The sequence below is a fragment of the Methylobacillus arboreus genome, from assembly GCF_020532725.1.
GTDB classification, from domain to species: domain Bacteria; phylum Pseudomonadota; class Gammaproteobacteria; order Burkholderiales; family Methylophilaceae; genus Methylobacillus; species Methylobacillus arboreus.
The window spans coordinates 295,435-310,804 of sequence record NZ_JAJAVC010000003.1; the positions used below are offsets into that span (position 1 = coordinate 295,435).

The 15,370-nt window shown below is 55.9% G+C and carries 15 protein-coding genes; 6 read left to right on the forward strand and 9 right to left on the reverse strand.

The annotated features are described in order from the left end of the window. Window positions 1-18: 18 nt before the first annotated feature. The 9 genes from LG198_RS01450 to xseA all read right to left on the reverse strand — a co-directional run bounded on the left by LG198_RS01450 (window position 19) and on the right by xseA (window position 8,827). Complete coding sequence (locus LG198_RS01450; protein ID WP_230341394.1) at window positions 19-381, reverse strand: YidH family protein; 363 nt, start codon at window positions 379-381, stop codon at window positions 19-21. A 14-nt stretch (window positions 382-395) separates the two neighbouring features. Then, window positions 396-1,295: a 50S ribosomal protein L3 N(5)-glutamine methyltransferase gene (gene prmB / locus LG198_RS01455; RefSeq protein WP_230341395.1), complete on the reverse strand. Its 900-nt coding sequence runs from the start codon at window positions 1,293-1,295 to the stop codon at window positions 396-398. Beyond that, a complete protein-coding gene (dapE, locus tag LG198_RS01460) occupies window positions 1,292-2,419 on the reverse strand; it encodes a succinyl-diaminopimelate desuccinylase (RefSeq protein WP_230341396.1) in 1,128 nt (375 codons plus the stop codon). The genes prmB and dapE overlap by 4 nt, the downstream gene beginning before the upstream one ends. Beyond that, window positions 2,416-2,766 carry an ArsC family reductase gene (locus LG198_RS01465; RefSeq protein ID WP_230341397.1) on the reverse strand — a complete coding sequence of 117 codons (351 nt, stop codon included), beginning with the start codon at window positions 2,764-2,766 and terminating at the stop codon, window positions 2,416-2,418. Before LG198_RS01465 ends, dapE begins: the two co-directional genes overlap by 4 nt. Window positions 2,767-2,801: 35 nt before the next feature. Next, window positions 2,802-4,946 carry a putative bifunctional diguanylate cyclase/phosphodiesterase gene (locus LG198_RS01470; protein WP_230341398.1) on the reverse strand — a complete coding sequence of 715 codons (2,145 nt, stop codon included), beginning with the start codon at window positions 4,944-4,946 and terminating at the stop codon, window positions 2,802-2,804. A 273-nt stretch (window positions 4,947-5,219) separates the two neighbouring features. Further along, window positions 5,220-6,044, reverse strand: a complete 825-nt coding sequence (gene dapD / locus LG198_RS01475) for a 2,3,4,5-tetrahydropyridine-2,6-dicarboxylate N-succinyltransferase (protein ID WP_230341399.1) — start codon at window positions 6,042-6,044, stop codon at window positions 5,220-5,222. 156 nt (window positions 6,045-6,200) lie between these two features. Next, complete coding sequence (locus tag LG198_RS01480) at window positions 6,201-7,043, reverse strand: M48 family metallopeptidase (RefSeq protein WP_230341400.1); 843 nt, start codon at window positions 7,041-7,043, stop codon at window positions 6,201-6,203. Between the two features lie 239 nt (window positions 7,044-7,282). Then, entirely contained in the window at window positions 7,283-7,618 is a 336-nt protein-coding gene (locus LG198_RS01485; protein WP_230341401.1) for a TfoX/Sxy family protein, read from the reverse strand. Between the two features lie 12 nt (window positions 7,619-7,630). Beyond that, window positions 7,631-8,827: an exodeoxyribonuclease VII large subunit gene (xseA, locus tag LG198_RS01490; protein WP_230341402.1), complete on the reverse strand. Its 1,197-nt coding sequence runs from the start codon at window positions 8,825-8,827 to the stop codon at window positions 7,631-7,633. Window positions 8,828-8,948: 121 nt separating this feature from the next. On the opposite strand from xseA, the gene LG198_RS01495 reads away from it, so the two are divergent. The 6 genes from LG198_RS01495 (at window position 8,949) to LG198_RS01520 (ending at window position 15,369) form a co-directional block, all read left to right on the forward strand. Next, window positions 8,949-9,449 carry a disulfide bond formation protein B gene (locus LG198_RS01495; RefSeq protein WP_230341403.1) on the forward strand — a complete coding sequence of 167 codons (501 nt, stop codon included), beginning with the start codon at window positions 8,949-8,951 and terminating at the stop codon, window positions 9,447-9,449. 46 nt (window positions 9,450-9,495) lie between these two features. Beyond that, window positions 9,496-10,383, forward strand: coding sequence for a cysteine synthase CysM (gene cysM / locus LG198_RS01500; protein ID WP_230341404.1), 888 nt, complete (start codon window positions 9,496-9,498; stop codon window positions 10,381-10,383). After that, window positions 10,331-12,226 carry an AsmA family protein gene (locus LG198_RS01505; RefSeq protein ID WP_230341405.1) on the forward strand — a complete coding sequence of 632 codons (1,896 nt, stop codon included), beginning with the start codon at window positions 10,331-10,333 and terminating at the stop codon, window positions 12,224-12,226. Before cysM ends, LG198_RS01505 begins: the two co-directional genes overlap by 53 nt. A gap of 292 nt (window positions 12,227-12,518) precedes the next feature. Beyond that, window positions 12,519-13,472 carry an ABC transporter substrate-binding protein gene (locus LG198_RS01510; protein WP_230342039.1) on the forward strand — a complete coding sequence of 318 codons (954 nt, stop codon included), beginning with the start codon at window positions 12,519-12,521 and terminating at the stop codon, window positions 13,470-13,472. Window positions 13,473-13,487: 15 nt separating this feature from the next. Then, window positions 13,488-14,453 carry an ABC transporter permease gene (locus LG198_RS01515; protein ID WP_230341406.1) on the forward strand — a complete coding sequence of 322 codons (966 nt, stop codon included), beginning with the start codon at window positions 13,488-13,490 and terminating at the stop codon, window positions 14,451-14,453. A 4-nt stretch (window positions 14,454-14,457) separates the two neighbouring features. Next, window positions 14,458-15,369: an ABC transporter ATP-binding protein gene (locus LG198_RS01520; RefSeq protein ID WP_230341407.1), complete on the forward strand. Its 912-nt coding sequence runs from the start codon at window positions 14,458-14,460 to the stop codon at window positions 15,367-15,369. Window position 15,370 lies beyond the last annotated feature (1 nt).

Genomic DNA, 15,370 nt, shown 5'->3' on the forward strand with positions numbered 1-15,370 from the left:
CCTACTTACAGGCTGGGTTCAGAACAGCATGAGGTCAATCATGAGCAAAAGCCCGGCAATGGACACTGCGATAGTCAATACCGATGACACCCAGGGCAACGCCAGTTGCGGTACGTCTTCTGACGGCAGGGTGCGCACATAACGCTGGTGGTTGTATTGCGCGCCCAGGATCACGGCGGCGCCAGTCAGCACCAGCAGAATACCCAGCAGGTCGGAAAGCCAGCGATGGGAATTGAGATGGTCCACCTGCCCAGGCGCCAGCAATGTCAGGAATAGGCCAAAGCGTGCCACGACAAATCCCAGTGCCATCAAGGTAAGGCCGGAGCGCAGCCAGGCCAGCATGGTGCGTTCTGCAGCGAAGAATACTCTAGGATCTGACATGGGCTGTGCCTGCGTTAAGGCAATTGTTCCTTGGTGAGCAGGAAGACAAATTCGTTGCCCGAGTCAACCTCCAGCCAGGTGAACGGCAGTTGTGGATAGGCTTCCAACAGGACTTCGCGGTTGTGGCCGATTTCAACGACCAGCAGGCCGTTGTCGTTCAGGTGATCCTTGGCTTCGCGCAGCAGGGTATGGGTATGGTCCAGTCCTGCAATGCCGCTGCCAAGGGCAATCTGTGGCTCATTGCGGTATTCCTGCGGCAATACCTCCATGGAGGATGCGTCCACATAAGGAGGGTTGCTGATGATGAGGTCGTAGGTCTTGCCTTGCAGGTTGCTGAACATGTCGGATTCGATCGCGCTGATCTGGTCTTCCAGACCATAGTTGTGGATGTTGATGTTGGCCACCGCCAGTGCATCAGGAGAGATATCCACGACATCGATTTGGGCATTCGGGAATGCATTTGCCAGCAGAACGCCAAGGCAGCCACTGCCGGTGCAGATGTCCGCCGCGCTTTCTACGATCTCCGGGTATTCTATCCATGGACTCAGGCCGTCCTCAAGAAGCTCGGCAATAAACGAGCGCGGCACAATCACGCGTTCGTCCACGTAGAACTTGAATCCCTTGAGCCACGCTTCATTGACAAGATAGGCCGTTGGCGTGCGATCCGTGATGCGTCGGCGGATCAGCTCCTTGAGGCGGGTGCGCTCAGGTGGCAATAGGCGCGCATCGAGGAAGTTATCCAGGGTGTCATGCGGCAGGTGCAGGGATGAAAGAATCAGCCAGACTGCTTCGTCATAGGCATTATCGGTGCCATGGCCGAAAAAGATGCTGGATTCCTCAAAGCGGCTGACGGCAAAACGCAGCCAGTCGCGGATGGTATAGAGTTCTTCCGTGATAGCAGGAAATTTAATCATTTCAGTAATGCTTCCAGGGTGAGCTTGTATGTGTGCTGCAACGGTTCAATATCTGCAACGGCAACGCACTCGTTGAGTTTATGGATGGTGGCATTGAGCGGGCCGAATTCAACGACCTGCTGGGCAATGTCGGCAATGAAGCGGCCATCCGAGGTGCCGCCAGTGGTGGAAAGCTCGGGCGTGACGCCAAATGCCTGTTCGATGGCGGATGAGATGGCGGTGACTAGGGAGCCTTTGGGCGTCAGGAACGGCTTGCCGGAGAGTTCCCATAGCAGCGTGTACTCCAGGCCATGGCTATCCAGGATGGCATGAACACGCTCCTTGAGGTTTTCCGCTGTGCTGGCAGTAGAGAAGCGGAAGTTGAAGAGAATCTCCACTTCACCCGGTACGACATTGGTCGCACCTGTGCCGCCGTGGATATTGGAAATCTGCCAGGATGTGGGTGGAAAGTATTCATTGCCCTCATCCCATATGGTTTCTGTCAAATCCTTGATAGCAGGTGCTGCCATATGGATCGGGTTCTTGACCAGATGCGGATAGGCGATATGGCCTTGCACGCCCTTGACCGTGAGTTTGCCCGATAGGGAGCCGCGCCGCCCGTTCTTGATCATGTCGCCCACTACCTTGCTGGAGGTGGGTTCGCCAACAATACAGTAGTCGATCAGTTCGCTGCGTGCCTTGAGGGTCTCAACGACCTTGACGGTACCGTTGACGGCTATGCCTTCCTCGTCGGAAGTAATGATGAGGCCGATGGAGCCGGGATGGTCCGGATGTTCAGCAACAAATGCCTCAATGGCCGTAATAAAAGCTGCGAGCGAGGTTTTCATGTCGGCCGCACCCCGGCCATACAGCATGCCGTCCTTGATGGCAGGCTCGAACGGCGGGGTATGCCATTGCTCGACAGGGCCGGTAGGGACGACATCGGTATGGCCTGCAAATACCAGCAAGGGGCTGCTGTCGCCGCGACGCGCGTAGAAATTCTCCACATTGCCAAAGCGCAGGCGTTCGATCTTGAAGCCTAGCGGCTCCAGGCGCGAAATCAGCAGCTCCTGGCATCCTGCATCGTCCGGGGTGACGGAGCGGCGCGATATCAGGTCCCGGGCCAGTTCAAGCGTTTTGCTCATGCATCGAACAGCTTGGCATAAGCTGCCTCGGTAAAGCCCAGGTTCAGGATTTTTCCATCCTTGACCAGCACCGGGCGCTTGATGACGGAGGTTTTTTCCTGCATGAGCCTTGCGGCTGAGGCTGCGTCGGTGACGGCTGCCTTTTCGTCCTCGCTCAAGCCGCGCCAGGTCATGCCGGCACGGTTCACGAGTTTTTCCCATTCAACCTGGCTTAGCCATTGTTTGAGCGTATCTTCGCTGATACCGGATTTCTTGAAGTCGTGGAATTCATAGGCAACGCCCTGCTGGTCCAGCCAGGTGCGTGCCTTCTTGACGGTGCTGCAATTGGGGATGCCGTAAAGCTTCATGTGCGCTGATCTTCATGACTGTCGATTCACGCATTTTACACTAGCGGGCTGGAGGTGACGCCGCTGAGTGTAGCGTGGTGCGAGAGCCAGGCACTTTCTCTGCTATTAGATTTATCTTTTTGCGATGAGAGCTTGGTTGAGATCAGCAGATCAAGCAATTGTTCCTGGTGTATGGGGTTGGCACAGAAAAACCCTTGAATTTCATTGCATTCAAGTGACAGGAGTGCATTACGTTCGTCTTCATTGCTTACATTCTCGGCGGCCACCTTCAAGTTCTGTGCGTGTGCCAGTTCGATGATGGCGCCTGCAATCGCACGGGATTTCTGGTTGGTAATCAGTTCCTGGGTAAAGCTGCGGTCAAGCTTGAGCAACTTCAGGTTCAAGTGCTGCAGATAAGGCAGACTGGAAAAGCGGGTGCCAAAATTCTCCAGGCTGATTTTGAGACTGACTGCAGGCAAGCGTTCCAGAAAGTCCACATAATGTTCCGGCTGCTGCATAAAGGCCGACTCGGCAACTTCCAGGATCAGTGCGTCTGCTGGCAGGGAAAACTGGTTGGCCAGGGCTGCAATGCGTTGTTCTAGACCTGACGAGCGTAGTTGTGCCGGCATGAGTGGCAGGTACATCGGCAAATGAATTTGCTGTTGGTGAAGCTGCTGAATAGTGCGATAGCTTTGTTCCAGTATCCAGTCGCTGATATCCTCGATCAGGCCCAGATTTTCTGCCATGGGAGCAAATGTAGCGGCTGGGATTGCGCCCTTGGTCGGGTGCAGCCAGCGGACTTGAATTTCCAGGCCGGTGATGGTGTTGCCGAGGATATCCATGCGTGGTTCGAAGTACAGTGCCATTTCCTGATTCGTCAGGGCATGGCGTAGCGCTTGCTGAATTTCAAGCAGGTCGAAGGAAGATGTCTCCAGCCTGTTGTCAAACAGGCGGAAACCATGGTTGTCATCGGCTTGCACGCGATGCATGGCGGCTTCGGCATAGGTCAACAGGCGGTCAGCATCGCCATGCTTGGGGTATAAGGAGATACCAGCCCTGACATCAAGCGTGATGTCGTGCCTATCGATCCGGAACGTGGCATTCAGGGACTGCATGATTCTTTCCATGACAGGCAATATGTCATCTTCATGCTGGATATCTTCAAACAGCACGAGAAACTCTTCAGTGCCGTTATAAGCCGCCATATCACAGCCGCGAATCGTGTCCTGAATCCGTTTTGCGGCGGTACGAAGCACTTCATCGCTGATATGCTGGCCCAGGCTTTGTTTGACCGATTTCAGATTGTCGAGCTTGATGATGGCGACAGCCAGCGCAGTGCCCAGCCTTGAGGTGCGGCGGATGCCGATACTGAGATGTTGCTGGAAGTAACGGTGATTTGGCAGCTGGGTCAGGGTGTCGAGCATGTTCATGCGGCTTAGCTTGCCCTGCGTATCTGCAAGCAACCAATTGGCACGGTCATCATTGCGTGAATCTATGATGGCCAGGATGGAAGCGATCAGGATCAAGGTGCAGATTCCCAGTGCGATAATCACTGAAAACAAACCGGGCTGTAATGTAGAAACACTGGTGCAGACGGCATTAGGGTGGATCTCGGCGGCTGCCATGCCGGTAAAGTGTGTGCCGGCAATGCCACCAGTCATCACTGCGGCAGCAAACAGTTGAGAGCCAATACTATGCTTTTTGGCGTGGTTGCCAGCCTGGAACATGAATGCCAGCGCTAATATGGAGGCAATAATTGCAACACCGACTGACAAGGCAAGCATTGTTCTATCGTAACTAATTTCAGGGAACATCTGCATGGCATGCATGCCACTGTAATGCATGCCGCTGATGCCCAATCCCATCACAATTCCGGCAGCAAGCAGAACCTGCCAATTGAGGCCGGGCCTGCTGGCGATGTCCAGTGCCAGCCAGGAAACGCTGACTGCAATCAGCCATGACAATGCAGTGTCATCCAGCATGTAGCCCATGGGGGTGGGCAGAGACCATGCCATCATGCTGATGAAATGCATGGCCCAGATGCCTGAACCCATGGTAACAGCGCCAAGCGCCATCCATGCCTTGGCCGAGCCGCCTTGGTTGCGCGCCACGCGGTTTGTGAACATAAATGCGGCCAGCGATGAGATGAACGCAATCGCAATTGAAAGTAGCACCAGTCTGTAATCGTAACTGCCCGTCATGGTTTTTCCTTAATCCTGCAAAATAAAATGTGGATTTATTGTGTATATGGCAACTTTTATGCCGCAGAATAAAGGGACGGTGGATTGAAGATAGCTTAATTGCGATATTTTAAATTTATTATTTAAAACAGTAGGTTATTTATATTTTTATGCTGCGGAGGTTTAGCGGGAGTAGAAAATAAAAAAACCTGCCAGCGGCAGGTTTTGTTGGAGCTTCGACGCCAGTGTCAGAATTATGACAGTTTTGGCATTTGACCTTGTACGGGACGCCAGTTAAATCCCACGCAGCAGTTCGTTGATGCCAACCTTGCCCAGTGTCTTTGCATCGACTTTCTTGACGATGACGGCGCAATACAGGCTGTAGCTGCCATCCTTGGACGGCAGGTTGCCGGACACCACTACGGAGCCGGCGGGAACGCGCCCATAAGTGATCTCGCCGGTTTCACGGTCATAGATCTTGGTGCTCTGGCCGATATAAACACCCATGGAGATGACGGAGTTGTCTTCAACAATCACGCCTTCTACCACCTCTGAGCGTGCACCGATGAAGCAGTTGTCACCAATGATGGTCGGGCCAGCCTGTACAGGTTCCAGTACGCCGCCGATGCCCACACCGCCGGAGAGGTGCACATTCTTGCCGATCTGGGCGCAGGAGCCGACTGTGGCCCAGGTATCCACCATGGTGCCTTCACCGACATAAGCGCCGATATTGACGTAGGAAGGCATGAGAACCGCATTCTTGGCGATAAAGGAGCCACGGCGCACGATAGCGTTTGGTACAACGCGGAAGCCACCAGCCTTGAAGTCGGCTTCGGTGTAGTTGGCAAACTTTGGCGGTACCTTGTCGAAATACTTGGTGACGCCATCGTCGAGCAGGACGTTGTCTTCGAGGCGGAAGGAGAGCAATACTGCCTTCTTGATCCATTGATGGGTGACCCAGTTCTGGCCATCGGTGCGTTCTGCCACGCGCAGTTTGCCGCTATCAAGGTCTGTAAGCACGCTGAATACGGCGTCCTTGATTTCTGCGCTGGCAGTGGCTGGGGTAATGTCGGCACGACGCTCGAACGCGTCTTCAATAATGGTTTGCAAATTGCTCATCTAAGATTCCTAATGGGTCGCTTCAGACAAAACCGCTATTTTACCTGAAAACGCCTCACAGGTTCCGGCAGGCATTTGAGTTGATTTAGAGCGGCTAACAAAACTCAGTGAGCGATCCTGGCTAAGCGCTCGCCAGAAGAGTTTTGTCTGCCGTTCTTATTTACCCTGCTTCTTGGCTTCTTCATATAATGGCATGACGGCGGGAATCAGCCGCTTGATATCTGCTATGCGCGAAGCATCGGATGGGTGGGTGCTGAGGATTTCGGGCGGTTTCTCGCCGCCAATTGCGCCCATCTTTTCCCACAGCGTGATGGCTGCATTCGGGTTGTAGCCCGCGCGAGCAGCAAGCTCCAGGCCTATTTCGTCGGCTTCATGCTCGGCGGTGCGACTGTTGGGCAGGGTAAGGGCCACGGCAGCCAGGGTGCCGCCTAGGGCAAGTGTTTGCACAGCATTGTCGGCATTTTTGGAGCTGATACCTACCACGGCAGCCAATCCAAGCAATCCATATTGCTGGGCCTTGGCGCGTGACATTTGCTCGCGTACATGTTCGCGCAAGGCATGGGCGATTTCATGCCCCATGACTGCTGCCAGTTCGTCATCGCTAGGCTTGATCTGGTCCAGCAGCCCGGTATAGACCATGATCTTGCCGCCGGCCATACAATAGGCATTGATCTCCTTGCTTTCCTGCACATTGACTTCCCATTTCCAGCTGGGGGCATCAGAGCGGAATACACCGACATGGGCGATGAGCTTGTCGGCAATAGTACGCACGCGCTTGGTTTCAGCACTGTTCGTATTCAAGAGTTTCTTGGATTGGGCTTCCTTGACGGTTTGCTGGTAGGCCAGGGCAGACTGTTCCACGGCTTCTTGCTCGGAAACCAGTCCCACGTATTGTTTGCGGGTGACGCCTGCATTGCTGCTATTCGTCGTACTGACCGTGGTGCAGCTCGCCAGCTGGGTCAGTACCAGCGCAGTGAAAATCAGTCTGATGGGTTTCATGTAAATCACCTTTAAATGGCCTTGTGACAGTAACCGAGATGCAATTCTAGACTGGTCGGTGCCGATTCAACAATCCTTAGACGGTGGCCCGGGCACCCAGTTCAATGACGTGATTAGATGGTCGCTTGCTTGGCTGGTCATGCTGTCTGTATTGCGTGAACATGCCGCCAACAACGTGTTGCCATTCTATGCTTGCAGGTACATGGGTAGTGCATACAAGGTATTGTTTTTCTATATATTTATCTTTTGGGTTTCCGCGCGCGCAGTGCCGCGGCATAGGCAAGGCGCGCCCAGTAGGCTGCCTCCGTTGGTGCTTCCAGCATGTCGGCGGGTGCCTGGGTGTAGGACATGGAGATTTCCTTCCCTTGCTTCTGGTAGCGGAATGCTGGCAATCCCAGTGTCTCGAACGCAGCGCGATTTTGTTCGTCGGTTTTGAGGTATAAGGTGTCGTCCGCAATCAGGGCAAACATCAGGCCGTCATGGTAAATACCATAGCCGCCAAACATGCGCCTGGCATGGATGGGGCCAAAATCCTGCAGCAGTTCCTCCAGGTAGCTGATGAATTCTTCGCTCATGATGCGATAGCTTTATTGATGGGTGTCCTGGATTTCTGCCTGGGCGCTGCCCTTGCCTAGGGTGAGTTTTACCTTGTCCCCTGGGGTCAACTGGTCACTATGCTGCACCAATTCGCCGTTCATTTTCTCGACCAGGGCATAGCCGCGTTGCAGTACGGCATTGGGGTTCAGGTGTGCCAGGCTTTGTTGTACTGCCAGCAGATGCTGGCGTTGCCTTTGCAGCTGCCGTGACATGGCATGCGTAAGCCGCAGGCTCAATTGGGCAAGATGCTGCCCTCGATGTTCAACCTGTTGCATGGGCGAAAGCAGCCTGCGGCTGAGATAATCGAGTTGCTGGCTGCGTTGCTGGATGCGGGTCTGCATGATGCGTGACAACCGGTCGCGGATTTGCTGCAGGCTTTGCAGCAGGCCCAGGCGATCCGGTGTTGCGAGCTCTGCCGCCGCGGTGGGAGTCGGGGCACGCACGTCCGCCACAAAATCGGCAATCGTGAAATCCGTTTCATGCCCCACTGCACTGATGACCGGAAGCCGACAGGCATGGATGGCGCGGGCCACGACTTCTTCGTTGAATTGCCACAGGTCCTCGATGCTGCCACCGCCCCGGCACACAATCAGCACATCGCACTCAGCCCGCTGGTCGGCGTTGCGTATGGCAGCGGCAATCAAGGCGGCCGCTCCCTTGCCCTGTACCGGTGTGGGGTAGATCACTACATTGACGCCAGACATGCGGCGGCGCAATGTCGTCAATACATCCCGCAGCGCGGCCGCATCTGGCGACGTCACAATCCCGATTTGTCGCGGATGCGGGGGAATCGCAAGCTTGTGTTCTGTGGCAAACAGGCCTTCTGCTGCGAGTTGGGCCTTGAGTTTTTCATAGGCCTCGAACAGGCTGCCTAGCCCGGCGCGTTGCAGGAATTCAATCGTGAGCTGGAAATCCCCGCGCGCCTCGTAAAGAGTGACTACTGCACGGGCTTCTACCTTGTCGCCTTCGCGCGGCGCCCAGTCAATATAGCTGTTGCGGCCGCGGAACATCACACAGCGCACCTGCGCTCCTTGGTCCTTGAGCGAGAAATACCAGTGGCCCGATGCCGCGCGGGTCATATTGGAGATTTCGCCGCTGATCCAGAATAATGGAAAACTCTGCTCCAGCAGTTCGCGCGCCATGCGGTTGAGCTCGCTGACGCTGATTACACGTTGGGGGTCTGTCATGGTTGCTTGTCTGTTATGCCGGAGACCGTGGGCTATGCATGTCGATACGCATGAATAGTGTGAACAGGGGTCTATCCGTTACAATTGCGAGTGTTTCATTATAAGCGCTGGAACTTTACTTATGTTCAACAAACTATTTGCTGGCCGTCGCGGCTACCTGCTGGGCTTTATCGTCAGTTTCGGCTTGGTGGGCTTTGCCTTGTATATTCAGCAAAAGCACAATCTGGAGCCGTGTCCGCTTTGCATTTCGCAGCGGATTGCCTTCATGGCGCTTGGTGTGTTGTTCCTGCTCGCGGCCTTGCATAACCCGGCTGCGCTTGGCCGCAAGGTTTACGGCCTGCTGCATTTCATCGCTGCAGGCATTGGTATCGGTATTGCCGCGCGCCATATCTGGATCCAGGCCAACCCGGACAAGGTGATGGCCGAATGCGGCGCGGGATTCGACTACATCATGGAAACCTTTCCGCTGAAAAAGGCCCTGGACCTGATCTTCAAGGGCACGGGCGAATGCTCGGCGATTGACTGGACCCTGTTCGGGCTGACGATTCCCCAGCTTTCGCTGATTGCGTTTGCCGGACTGGCCTTGTATGCCATCGCGCTGGCATTCCTGAAAAAAGCATGACTGACTCCCGGCGCTCAAGCCGGGCTAATGGATAACTGAGAATTTAATGTACAAGACACTGGACGATTTCGTAGGCAATACCCCGCTGGTCAAACTGCAACGCATGGCAGGCAAGACCAGCAACACCATCCTGCTCAAGCTGGAAGGCAACAATCCCGCAGGCTCGGTCAAGGACCGGCCCGCGCTTTCCATGATCAGGCGTGCCGAGGCGCGCGGCGATATCAAGCCTGGCGATACCCTGATTGAGGCCACATCTGGCAACACCGGCATTGCGCTCGCAATGGCGGCTGCCATGCGCGGCTACAAGATGGTGCTGGTGATGCCGGACAACCAGAGCATAGAACGGCGCCAGACCATGAAGGCCTTCGGAGCGGAACTGGTGCTGACCCCGCAGGATGGCAGCATGGAACTGGCGCGCGATGTCGCGCTCAAATTGCAAGCGGAGGGCGAGGGCATCGTGCTCGACCAGTTCGGCAACCAGGACAATCCGCTGGCCCACTACGAAGGTACCGGCCCGGAAATCTGGCGTGATACCGAGGGTAAGGTCACGCATTTCGTTTCCAGCATGGGGACGACCGGCACCATCATGGGCACTTCGCGCTATCTGAAAGAACAGAATCCGGATATCAAGATTATCGGCGTGCAGCCGGAAGAAGGCGCGCAAATTCCCGGCATACGCAAGTGGCCGGAGGAATACCTGCCCAAGATTTACGATGCCAAGCGTGTCGACGAGCTGCTCTACGTCAGCCAGGCAGATGCTGAGAAAACCACGCGCAAGCTAGCCGAGCAGGAAGGCATTTTTGCCGGTATTTCTTCCGGTGGCGCGCTTTATGCTGCTTTGCAGTTATCCAAGAAGCTTGAAAATGCGGTGATTGTCTCGATTGTCTGCGACCGCGGCGACCGCTATCTCTCCACCGGGGTGTTTCCTGCGTAAGGCAGTCGACAACTTCCGTTTTGCCGGGCGGCAAGCCCAGAATGACCTTGCCGCCTTTCCTTTCTTTCTTCCGATCTTTATTTTGTTATTGGGCCTGGTATTGGCTTCGCAGGCCTATGCTGTCAGCAGCATCACGATAGAAGCTGATAGCGTTGAAACGCCATTTGCAAGCCTGCGCAAAGTGCATGGTGAATTGAACCTGGATGGCGCAGTGCGCTTACAGGCCGAGGTCAAGATGGAGAGTGACGCTTCCTGGCAAAGCGTCAGCCTGGGTTGCGCGCAGCTTGCCAATCCTGCCATAGAAGAATGGCAGTGTGAGCGCGGAGAGTTCAATGCAACCGGCATTCAGCTTCCATTCAACTTTTCAATAAAACAAAGCGTTAACTCCTCACCGCATTACCAGCTTGCGCTTAACCTCAATGATGCTGCATTCAGCAACCAGGCCGGCACGCGGGCCGCGGAAAAACTGCATGCGAGCTTGAAGCTGGACGCCACGCATCAGGCTGCGGGCTGGCAGTGGCAGGCGATGCTGGATTGGCAGCAAGGCGAGCTCTTTTGGCAGCCCTGGTATTTCGCCGAGGGCGGCCATCAACTCACTGCAAGCGGGCGCTATGCCGGCGATGAGCTTGCCGTGGATTCGGCAAAGCTCAAGCTGGCCAAGGTGGGCGAAGCCGATATGAAAGGTCGCTGGCAGGCAGGTCAATTGCAGGATTTGGCGCTTGATGCGCAGAACCTGGAACTCTCAGCCCTTTATCCATTGCTATTGCAGCCGGTGTTGATGGATAGCGCATTGAATAAGCTTGAGCTTGCGGGGCAGGCCAGCGTGAAATTCGAGTTGCGGCAGGGCGAGCCGGTTTCTGGCTTGCTTTCCCTCAAAAACGTGGACCTTGAGGACCAAGATGGCCGGTTTGCACTCTACAAGCTCAACAGCCATATTCCGTGGTCGTATGACGAAGCGCATGTCGTGCAACTGGCTTATGCAGGCGGGCACCTGCTGAAAATCCCGCTGGGCGAGGCGAGCGTGCTGGCCGATCTCAACCGCTACTCGCTGACCATGTCCCAGCTTTACCTGCCCGTGCTTGATGGCGCGCTCAGCCTGACCGATGTTTCCGCCACGTGCGCAGGCGGTGAGTGGCATTGGCATTTGCGCGCCAACCTCGTGCCCATTTCCATGCCGGCGCTTAGCCAGGCCCTTGGCTGGCCGCGTATGGAAGGCAAGGTGGCAGCGGCAATTCCACTGGTGACATACAGCGGCGGCAACCTCACTGCGCACGGCGATATGCTGTTCCAGTTGTTCAATGGCAGCATCTCCGTCAGCGGACTGGGCATGCAGACACCTTTGGGCGCCGCGTCCAGGTTGCAGGCCAACCTTGAGGTGCGCGACCTGGACCTGGGGGATATCACGCGCACTTTCTCTTTTGGCGCGATTGAAGGCAAGCTGGATGGCAGTGTGAAAGGCCTGGAGCTTTCCAATTGGCAACCGGTGGGTTTCGATGCGGATTTCCACAGCAGCCCTGGGCGCTACCGCAAGAAAATCTCGCAGCGCGCAGTGGAGAATATCACCGCCCTCGGCGGTGCTGGCGCTGCGGCGGCAATACAGCGCAGTGTGCTGCGATTCTTCAGTGAGTTCAACTACGAGAAGATCGGCTGGCGCTGCCAGCTAAGCAATGATGTCTGCAAGATGAGCGGTGTGGAATACACGCCGCAGGGCTATGTCATCGTCAAGGGCAGCGGCATTCCTGCCATCACCGTGATGGGCTACAACCACAACGTCGGCTGGAGCGATTTCCTGTCGCGCCTCAAGCGGGTCACGGATGGCAATAGCAATCCGGTTATCCAGTAGTTCCCTCCTGTTACATTCATTCTTCGTTTTTTTGGCTTGATGGGCTAAGGCCGTTTGTCTCATTTTGGTGCCTGGGCACGATGTGGGCGCATTTCTATAGGCAAAGACGTTTGCCTGCTCCTTGATTTTCCTTATCTGTAAAGTAAATCAATTGTTTGAATATATAGAATAATTTAGTTTATTTTTATATTGGCACACAACCTGCTTAAGTATTACTGATTTTAATTTTAGTAATACTAATTGGAGGTTTATCGTGACATCAATATTCAGTATTGCCGGATTTAAGCGTGCCATGGCTGCAACCATGATGACAGCCGCTCTCTGTTATGCCGCCGCTGCAGAGGCGGCTCCCTTGCGCATAGGCTATAGCGATTGGCCCGGCTGGGTAGCCTGGCAGGTGGCGATAGAGAAGGGATGGTTCAAGGAGGCCGGGGTGGATGTCAAGTTCGACTGGTTCGACTATTCAGCCTCCATGAATGCCTTTACGGCCGGCAAGATAGACGCGGTGACCGTGACCAATGGCGATGCGCTGGTCACAGCCGCCAGCGGCGCCAAGAACGTGATGATCATCGTCACCGACTACTCCAACGGCAACGACATGATTGTAGCCAAGCCCGGCATCAAGACCCTGGCCCAGCTCAAGGGCAAGAAGGTGGGCCTGGAAACCGGGTTCGTGATCCACCTGCTGCTGCTCAACGGCCTGGAGAAAGCTGGCCTCAAGGAAAGCGACATCACCATCGTCAATACCTTGACCAATGAAACTCCGCAGGCATTGGCTTCGGGCGATCTTGCCGCGATCGGCGCCTGGCAGCCCAACTCGGGGGAGGCCATGAAGCGTGTGCCCGGCGCCAAGCCCATCTACACCTCGGCTGACGAGCCAGGACTCATCTATGATGTGCTGACGGTGAACCCGGCCAGCCTTTCCAGCCGCCGCGCCGATTGGGAAAAGGTGGTCAAGGTCTGGGACAAGGTGGTGAGCTATATCAACGATCCCAAGACCCAGCCGGATGCGGTGAAGATCATGGCGGCCCGTGTCGGCATCAAGCCGGAAGCCTACCTGCCATTGCTCAAGGGCACCCGCCTGTTGAGCCTGGAGGAGGGCAAGGCGGTGATGGTCAAGGGTGATGGCTTCAAGTCGCTCTATGGATCATCCAAGATCGTGGATGACTTCAATATCAAGTATGGCATCTACAAAAAGCCGCAAGACCTGGGCCGTGCCATTGATCCCACCCTGGTCAACAAGTAGGGATAGGGGGACGCGATGGAGTTGTCCAGCTGGTTTGCGGTCAGGCAAGAGCTTTCGCCCAGGCGGCGCAAGCTGTTGTCGGTGGCATCCTTCCTGTTGCCCTTGCTCGTGTGGTGCGCGGTCAGTTATGCGCCCTTCATCTGGCACCCCATGATGAAGGTGACAGCGCCGGGGGACGTGGATTATTTCCAGGTGGATATGCTGGTGAGCAAGAGCGTGTTCCAGCAGGAATCCGCCAGCATGGGCGAGGAGGGCAGGACGCAGCCGGCCGGCTTGCCCTCCAACCCGATCTACCTCCCGCCGCCGCACTTGGTGGCAGAAGCGCTTTATACTGCCTTTACCACGCCGCCTGCGCAGCGCGATGGTCTCTGGCTGCACCAGAGCCTGTGGCAGAGCATACAGGTGATTTTTTTTGCCTTTGCCATATCTTCATTGATCGGCGTGCCGTTGGGCATTATGGCGGGCACCTACAGCGTGGTCGGCCGCTTGTTCCTGCCTTTCATCGAGTTTTTCCGCTATCTGCCCGCGCCGGCTTTCGGCGCGCTGGCAGTGGCGATCCTCGGCATATATGAAGGGCCCAAGATTGCCATCATCGTCATCGGCACTTTTTTCCAGCAGGTGCTCATCATCGCCAATACCACACGCAAGCTCGACTACTCGCTGCTTGAGGCTGCCATGACCCTGGGCACCAGCCGCTGGAAATTGCTGCGCCACGTGGTGATTCCCGGCGTGCTGCCAGAGCTTTACCGCGACCAGCGCATCCTGCTGGGCTGGGCCTGGACCTACCTGATCGTGGCGGAGTTGATTGGCACATCTTCCGGCATCACCTGGTTTATCACCCAGCAGGCGCGCTATGAGCATTTCGAGAATGTCTACGCCGCCATCCTCATCATTGGCATTATCGGCCTTAGCACCGATATGTTACTGGCCTGGATAGGCAAGAAGCTGTTCCCCTGGGACAAGCCTGCCAACAAGGAGTAAGTGCATGAACCAAGACCTTGATAATACGCTGCCAAGCTACCTGGACCAGTCTGATGCAGTCAGGGCGCGCTTTGACAAGCTCAAGCAGCGTGACGTGATCCTGGAGGTGCAGGGCCTGCACAAGGTGTACCAAGGCGCAAAAGGGCAAACCGCCGCGCTCAAGGATGTCAGCTTTAAGACCCACAGGCGCGAGTTTGTCTGCGTCATCGGCCCTTCTGGTTGCGGCAAGTCTACCTTGATCCGTATCCTGGCCGGGCTGGAAAAGTCCAGCGGCGGCCAAGTGTTTTTGGACGGCAAGCCCGTCACCGGTCCCGGGCGAGACCGCGGCATGGTGTTCCAGGGCTACACCCTGTTTCCCTGGCTTACGGTCAAGCGCAACGTCATGTTCGGCCTGGAGATGAACAATGTCTCGCGGGGCGAGGCTGCGCGGGAAGTGGACATGTGGCTGGAACTGGTGGGGCTGGAGAAGTTTGCCCATGCCTACCCGCATGAACTTTCGGGCGGCATGAAGCAGCGCGTGGCGATTGCGCGGGCGCTGGTCAACCAGCCGCGCATCCTGCTCATGGACGAGCCCTTCGGCGCGCTGGATGCGCAGACCCGCGCCCGCATGCAGTCCCACCTGCTCGATATCTGGCGCAACATCGATATCACCATCGTCTTCATTACCCATGACCTGGACGAGGCCATCTACCTGGCTGACCGCATCCTGGTGTTGAAGGCGCATCCAGGCGAGGTGCAGGAGCTGATTGAAGTGCCCGTGCCCAGGCCGCGCTCGGCGGAACAGTTCAATAGCCCCGAATTCCTTGCCACCAAGGCCAGGCTGGAGGCCCTGATCCATCCGCCGCAGGCTGAGCCGGAAACAACGCCGCAGGGCCATATGATCCGGTTCGTCAATGTCAAAGATAACGTGGAGTAAA